Origin of the sequence: Sneathiella sp. (assembly GCF_029233945.1) — a bacterium.
Taxonomy (GTDB): domain Bacteria; phylum Pseudomonadota; class Alphaproteobacteria; order Sneathiellales; family Sneathiellaceae; genus Sneathiella.
In genome coordinates, this window is the sequence record NZ_JARGOQ010000090.1 from 1 (window position 1) to 6919 (window position 6919).

At 55.2% G+C, this 6919-nt stretch carries 7 protein-coding genes and 1 tRNA gene; 7 read left to right on the forward strand and 1 reads right to left on the reverse strand.

The annotated features are described in order from the left end of the window. Nucleotides 1-3 precede the first annotated feature (3 nt). A tRNA-Ser gene (locus tag P1U71_RS17350) sits at nt 4-93 on the reverse strand. 222 nt (nt 94-315) lie between these two features. Between P1U71_RS17350 and P1U71_RS17355 the strand changes: the two genes are divergently transcribed. The 7 genes from P1U71_RS17355 (at nt 316) to P1U71_RS17385 (ending at nt 6919) form a co-directional block, all read left to right on the forward strand. Continuing rightward, nucleotides 316-1302 (forward strand): lytic transglycosylase domain-containing protein, encoded by a 987-nt coding sequence (locus P1U71_RS17355; RefSeq protein WP_301106933.1) that lies wholly within the window; start codon nt 316-318, stop codon nt 1300-1302. Nucleotides 1303-1338: 36 nt separating this feature from the next. Then, on the forward strand, nt 1339-2340 hold the full coding sequence (locus tag P1U71_RS17360; protein WP_301106934.1) for a septal ring lytic transglycosylase RlpA family protein: 1002 nt from the start codon (nt 1339-1341) through the stop codon (nt 2338-2340). Nucleotides 2341-2434: 94 nt separating this feature from the next. Continuing rightward, nucleotides 2435-3598, forward strand: a complete 1164-nt coding sequence (locus tag P1U71_RS17365; protein ID WP_301106935.1) for a D-alanyl-D-alanine carboxypeptidase family protein — start codon at nt 2435-2437, stop codon at nt 3596-3598. A gap of 15 nt (nt 3599-3613) precedes the next feature. Continuing rightward, nucleotides 3614-4255 (forward strand): dTMP kinase, encoded by a 642-nt coding sequence (gene tmk / locus P1U71_RS17370; RefSeq protein WP_301106936.1) that lies wholly within the window; start codon nt 3614-3616, stop codon nt 4253-4255. Further along, on the forward strand, nt 4252-5358 hold the full coding sequence (locus P1U71_RS17375; RefSeq protein WP_301106937.1) for a DNA polymerase III subunit delta': 1107 nt from the start codon (nt 4252-4254) through the stop codon (nt 5356-5358). The genes tmk and P1U71_RS17375 overlap by 4 nt, the downstream gene beginning before the upstream one ends. A gap of 17 nt (nt 5359-5375) precedes the next feature. Next, nucleotides 5376-6161, forward strand: coding sequence for a TatD family hydrolase (locus P1U71_RS17380; protein ID WP_301106938.1), 786 nt, complete (start codon nt 5376-5378; stop codon nt 6159-6161). After that, nucleotides 6161-6919 carry an MBL fold metallo-hydrolase gene (locus tag P1U71_RS17385; RefSeq protein WP_301106939.1) on the forward strand — a complete coding sequence of 253 codons (759 nt, stop codon included), beginning with the start codon at nt 6161-6163 and terminating at the stop codon, nt 6917-6919. The genes P1U71_RS17380 and P1U71_RS17385 overlap by 1 nt, the downstream gene beginning before the upstream one ends.

Here is a 6919-nt window from a genome sequence, read left to right on the forward strand (position 1 = left end):
AAGTGGCGGAGGGTCGGGGATTCGAACCCCGGAAGGGCTTGCACCCTTGCTGGTTTTCAAGACCAGTGCATTCAACCGCTCTGCCAACCCTCCATACGCGATCCCGGTGAGGCGCCGATACACGGACCCTTGCGGCTGCGAATAGTCCTGATCGTTTAAAGTTCCGGCCCGGTGCTGTCAATATATTTGATTTTAAATTCCGTATTTCCCCAGGCACATTTAAAGCACGGCAAAAATCAAGTCTTTTCTGCCTGAAACCGTTGCGAATCCGCAGAATTTGTGGCAAAAAGGAGAGATCAGTAAATCGGAGTTCCAATGGTAAAGAAATCGGCGCGTAATTTTATCTTCTCTTTGGTCGGCATTTTCTTAATAGCTATTTCAACACCGAGTTTTGCCGCGCAAGAACCGTTCGATCAATGGCTGCCCAAGCTGAAGGCCGAAGCGCGGGAGAACGGCATCAGCCAGGCGACGATTGATGACGCCTTCGCCAACGTCAAGCTGATCGAGAAGGTCGTCAAGCTGGACCGCAAACAGCCCGAGGTTGTCCAGACTTTCCAGGAATATATGGCGCAGAGGCTGCCAAAATCCCTCATCGATTCCGGCAAGGCCATGCTCAATGAAAACCGCACCGTGCTGGAGGAAGTGGGCCGCAAATTCGGTGTGCAGCCCCGGTTTATTGTGGCCCTTTGGGGGGTCGAGACCCGCTATGGCAAATATACCGGCGGGTTCAGCGTGATCGATGCGCTGACGACGCTCGCTTATGACAACCGCCGCGCAGCCTATTTCCGGAAGGAATTGCTGCTCGCACTCAAAATCCTTGATGAGAACCACATTACACTTGCGGATATGAAAGGCTCCTGGGCCGGGGCGATGGGGCAATCGCAATTCATGCCGTCGAGCTTCGTCAATTTCGCCGTTGACTATGACGAAGATGGGCGTCGTGACATCTGGACGACGAGGGCCGACGTCTTTGCCTCCGCCGCCAATTATCTGTCGCGGTCGGGTTGGAAATATGACCAGACATGGGGCAGGGAGGTCCGGCTTCCGAAAAATTTCGACCTCTCCCTTGTTGATCTGGAAATCGCCAAATCCATGGATGAGTGGGAGACACTTGGCGTGACCAAGGCCGACGGCAGCCCGCTTCCTTCTCGCCAGCTTGTCGGGTCGCTGGTGCAGCCCAAGGGCGGCAACGGGCAGACGTTCCTAGTGTATGATAATTACCGGACAATTCTGAAATGGAACCGATCAACGTATTTTGCGATGTCCGTCGGCCAGCTCGCCGATCTGATCGGAGACGGATAAATGTTTGTTAAGCGTAGCGTAAAAGGTATCAGTACCATGAAGCAATTAATCCCCAATACCGGAATTTTGGCCATTCTTGCAACGACACTGCTGATCGGGGGCTGCTCCGAGGTTAATCTGCTCAGCTATGGGGCAAAAAAGTATCACGCCTCCCATGAGAAGAGTAACTCTGCTGTCGGTAACAACGGCATCGATCGCGGCGAGTCCAAGATTGGCAAGCCCTATGAGGTGGCGGGCATCTGGTATTATCCAAAAGTGGATAACGCGTATGACGAGACCGGCATCGCTTCATGGTATGGGGAGCCGTTCCATGGCCGCAAGACCGCCAATGGTGCGGTTTACGATATGCATCAACTCACCGCCGCCCATAAGACGCTGCCGCTTCCGACCGATGTACGGGTGACGAACCTGGAAAACGGCCGCTCCATTATTGTGACGGTCAATGATCGCGGCCCGTTCGCCCATTCGCGGATCATTGATATGTCCTACCGGGGAGCCCAGCTTCTTGGCATGGTGGAGAAGGGGACCGCAAAGGTCCGCGTTCAGGTCATTAACGGCGGCGATAACCTGGATCAGTCCATCATTGCCAAGCCGGAAACACCAGTGAGTGAGAAAAACAACGTTGCCGCCGCACCGCAGGCCAAGATAGTTTCAGGGACGCTTGCACCACCACCGAACATCAAGGCAGCGCCCCTGCCGAAAGTGGAACAGCTTCCCGCGCCAACGGGTACACCGGCAAAGACGCAGCTGGCCTCATCAACGCCTTATAGCACGCCATCCCCCGTGGTCAGTGCCGCGCCAATCACAGAAAGTGAAATTTTTATACAAGCGGGCGCGTTTGTCGACTATAACAACGCCAATGTTTTGAGCGCGCGGCTCTCAACGATGGGACCGACGAAGGTAAGCCAGGTGCTGGTAAACGGTCAGGATTTTTACCGGGTACGCTTAGGCCCTGTTCAGGACATTGCCAGAGCAGATCAGGTGCTGGAAAACCTGATTAATACCGGCCATACGGATGCCCGGATTATTATCGAGTAACCGGTCATAAACTGGCCAAATTACCGTATTAGGAAAAATCGTAAATTGGCTGGCTGCCATCAACCTAAGAATAAGAATGAGACAAACCGAAAGCATGAGTGCGATGACACACAGAACTTCACCAACGACATTTTTCTCCGCCCTATGCCTCTGCCTCGCACTCTTTGCGGGCAGCGCGGCGGCCCAAAGCATCGAGACCCCGGCACGGGAGGCCTTCGTCTTTGACATGAATACCGGCGCGGTTCTGCTGGAGAAAAATGCCGATGAGCTGATGTCGCCAGCCTCGATGAGCAAGCTGATGACCGTGACCATGGTGTTTGAGCGTCTGAAGGAAGGATCCCTCAAGCTTGAGGATACGCTGCCCGTCAGCGAGAAAGCCTGGAAAAAAGGCGGATCGAAAATGTTTGTCGAGGTGGATACCCGGGTTGCTGTGGGTGACCTGCTGCGCGGAATTATTGTTCAGTCTGGAAATGACGCTTGCATCGTGGTTGCCGAAGGGCTTGGCGGGTCGGAGGAAGGCTTTGCCGAGGCCATGACATCGCGCGCGCGGGAGCTTGGCCTTGAAAAAAGCACCTTCCGGAATGCTACGGGCTGGCCGGACCCGAACCATAAAATGACAGCGCGGGAACTCGGTTTGCTGGCAAAGCATATCATTCAGGATTTTCCCGAATACTACCCGATATTTGCCGAAAAAGACTTCACTTTCAGCGAAATCAAGCAGGGGAATCGCAACCCTCTACTGTATAAGAACAACGGATCAGATGGCCTCAAAACTGGCCATACGGAAGAATCCGGCTATGGCCTCGTCGGCTCGGCGGAACGGGATGGACGGCGGATCATTGTTGTGGTCAACGGACTTGAAAATGCAAAGGCACGCAGCCGCGAATCCGAACGGCTGATGGAATGGGCCTTTCGGGAGTTCAATAACTACGCCCTGTTCAAGGCCGGAGATGTTGTTGACAATGCCCGGGTCTGGCTGGGAAATGAAGATACGGTCCCGCTCACCGTGGAATCCGATCTGACGGTGACCCTCTCGCGGGCAGCGCGCAAATCCATGACGGTAAAAGTTGTCTATAACGAACCGATCCCCGCGCCGATCATCAAAGGAACACCGGTGGCCCAACTGGTCGTGGAGGGCCCGGAGCTGGAAACAGTAACAGTCCCGCTGATCGCGACTGAGGATATTACCCGGCCCGGCGCCTTCAAGCGCCTGACGTCGGCCGTTGAGTACCTCGTTTTCGGCCCCTCCTCAAACTAGGCCGAAGCAAGCAGGATGCAAACGACGAAGCGCTCTGGAAAATTCATCACGCTTGAAGGTGGGGACGGAAGCGGAAAATCCACGCAAAGCCGTCTTCTCGCGGAATTTCTGCAAGCAAAAGAAACCAATTGCCTGCTCACGCGGGAGCCAGGCGGCGCACCGGGCGCGGATGAAATCCGGGAGCTCATTCTGACGGGAGAACCGGAGCGTTGGGATGCCATCGGGGAAACATTGCTTTTCTATGCCTCCCGCAGAAATCACTTGCGCCTCACCATCTGGCCCGCCCTCGATGAAGGCCGCTGGGTTCTCTCCGATCGGTTTGCGGATTCCACCTTGGCCTATCAAGGGTACGGCAATCAGCTCGGCGAGGACGCCGTTCAGAAAATCCATGATTTCACGGTCGGCGACTTTGTGCCGGATCTAACCTTTATTTTCGACCTGCCTGCAGAGGAGGGGCTTCGTCGTACCACGGGGCGCACCCATAACGAAGACCGCTTCGAGAAGATGGACCTTGAGTTTCACGAGCGGCTCCGCGACGGTTTTCAGAGTATTGCGCGGCAGAACCCGGATCGTTGCGTCCTTATTGACGCGACACGCTCCGTCGATGACATCCAGCAGGAGCTGCGCGATATTCTGACGGCGCGGCTGATGTCGTGAGTGACTTACCGCAATCCGACAAGCTGGAGGGATTCCCGCATCCGCAAGATACGGAGCACCTCATCGGCCATGAGGCGGCGGAGGCACGGTTCCTGGAGAATTCACAAAGCGATCGGTTTCATCATGCCTGGTTGATCACTGGTGCCCGAGGTGTCGGCAAGGCAACCTTCGCCTATCGCGCGGCAAAGTTCCTGTTGAGTGCCCAAGCAAGTGGAGGAGGGGGGCTGTTCGGCCCGCCCGAGACCCTCGATGTGCCAGGTGACGACCCGGCACTTGCGTTGATACATGCAGGATCGCACCCCGGTCTTGCGGTTCTCCGGCGGGAATATGATACCAAGGGCAAGAAATTCTATACGGCTATCCGTGTCGACGATGTCCGGGCCCTGAGCCCGTTTTTCCAGCTCACGGCCTCCGAAGGAAGCTGGCGGATCGTCATCATTGATTCCGTTGACGATATGAACCCAAGCGCCGCCAATGCAATCTTGAAAACACTGGAAGAGCCGCCGAAGAAAACGCTGTTCCTGTTGCTTTCTCACACACCGGCGGGCCTGCTCCCAACCATCCGCTCCCGCTGCCGCCAGCTTGCGCTGCGCCCCCTTGATGACGCGAATATGAGAAAAGTCCTGGCGCCGCACGCTGAACCCCTGTCACCGGAACAGCTTGATATGCTGTTGACCCTCGCGGAGGGAAGCCCCGGAAAGGCGCTTCGCCTGCTGGAGGCGGGGGGGCTTGAAATCTTTACCGCTCTGCTTGATATTTTTAAGGAATATCCCCGTCTTGACGCCGAAAAACTGCACGCACTGGCGGACAAGAGCGGCCTGAAGGATGGCGAGACAAAATACCGGAGTGTCTGCGAGATTTATCCCTGGTGGCTGACCCGGCTTGTGCGCGCCGCCAGTGAAAATTTCACCGGCAATACCCTCGTTCCCGGTGAAACGGATATTATGAGACGGATGATCTCCCGTCATCAGCCGTCTGCCTGGGCCGAGCTTTGGGAACAAGGGAATGAGTTGATTAAAAGAGCGGATTCAATCAATCTCGACCGCAAACAGGTTGTACTCAACCTGTTTTTGAATGTAGAACGCATGGGCAGATCACAATAGGAACAATCGGATAGTTGATGTTAGTCGATAGCCATTGCCATTTGAACTTTGAACAGCTTTCCAGCCAGTTGGACGATGTCGTCGCACGGGCGAGGGAGGTCGGCGTCGGCCATATGCTGACCATCGGGACGAAACTTCGTGAGTTTGACACCGTGCGGGCCATCGCCGAGCGATATGACGATATCCATTGTTCCGTCGGAGTGCATCCGCATGAGGCCGAAAGCGAAGGCGATGAGGTCACAGCGGCCAAGCTGATAGAATTGGCGTCGCATCCGAAAGTCGTCGGGATTGGCGAAACGGGCCTTGATTATTTCTATGAACATGCACCGCGGGAATTGCAGAAAAAATCCTTCCGCTTGCACATCGAAGCCGCGCGAGAGACGGGCCTGCCGATCATTGTGCATACACGCGACGCCGATGCGGACACCGTTAAGATTTTGCATGAAGAGTACGAGAAGGGGCCTTTCACAGGGGTTATCCATTGCTTTAGCTCAGGTTGGGAAGTTGCTGAAAAATCGATGGAAATTGGATTTTATATCTCCATTTCCGGAATTGTGACCTTTAAGCCCGCCGAGGAACTCCGCGAGCATGTCCGAAACATACCTGTCGAGAGATTGTTGGTTGAGACGGACAGCCCGTATCTCGCGCCGGTGCCGAAGCGTGGCAAGACGAATGAGCCGTCCTTCGTTGCCCATACGGCCGCGAAAGTCGCCGAACTCAAAGGGTTGGACCCGGACCGGCTTGCGGCCATCACGACGGATAATTTCTTTAACCTTTTCAATAAGATAGAACGGAAACTCTAATGGAAGTGACGATCCTCGGCTGCGGCACCTCCGGCGGGGTTCCGCGCATCGGCAATGACTGGGGCGCCTGCGATCCAAATGAACCGAAAAACCGCCGCCGCCGCTGCTCGATCCTGGTGAAGGAGAAGGAGACGACGGTCCTGATCGATACCTCGCCGGATATCCGGGAGCAGCTTCTGGATGCAGATATTGGCAAGCTGGATGCGGTCGTCTGGACCCATGAACATGCCGATCAATGCCACGGGATTGATGAGCTTCGCGTGCTCGCCATTCGCAACCGCGAACGCGTTAACGTCTGGAGCGATCAGAAAACCCTCGATATCCTGATGCGGCGCTTCGACTATTGCTTCCGTCAGGAAGGCAGCAATCCGTATCCGGCGATATTACAGGAACATTATATTAACGGGCCGTTCCGCATCGGCGACATCGACTTTATTCCGTTCGATCAGGATCATGGCAGCATCACGAGCCTTGGCTTTCGCATGGGGAAAATCGGCTATTCAAACGATCTCGTCAATCTCGACGATCACGGATTTGAAATCCTTAACGGCGTCGATACCTGGATTGTTGATGCGATGCGCTATACGCCGCATCCGACGCATGTGAACCTCGAAACCGCGCTTAAATGGATCGAGCGGCTTAAACCACGGCGCGCGATATTAACGAATATGCATGTCGACCTGGATTACCAGACATTGATCAAGGAACTGCCCGAAGGTGTCGAACCGGCCTATGACGGCATGGTGATAGAGGCGTAA

Bases quoted from the DNA above. Each gene is read 5' to 3' on its own strand.
- P1U71_RS17355 (WP_301106933.1), top strand. From the start codon at position 316: ATGGTAAAGAAATCGGCGCGTAATTTTATCTTCTCTTTGGTCGGCATT.
- P1U71_RS17360 (WP_301106934.1), top strand. From the start codon at position 1,339: ATGAAGCAATTAATCCCCAATACCGGAATTTTGGCCATTCTTGCAACG.
- P1U71_RS17365 (WP_301106935.1), top strand. From the start codon at position 2,435: ATGAGTGCGATGACACACAGAACTTCACCAACGACATTTTTCTCCGCC.
- tmk (WP_301106936.1), top strand. From the start codon at position 3,614: ATGCAAACGACGAAGCGCTCTGGAAAATTCATCACGCTTGAAGGTGGG.
- P1U71_RS17380 (WP_301106938.1), top strand. From the start codon at position 5,376: ATGTTAGTCGATAGCCATTGCCATTTGAACTTTGAACAGCTTTCCAGC.
- P1U71_RS17385 (WP_301106939.1), top strand. From the start codon at position 6,161: ATGGAAGTGACGATCCTCGGCTGCGGCACCTCCGGCGGGGTTCCGCGC.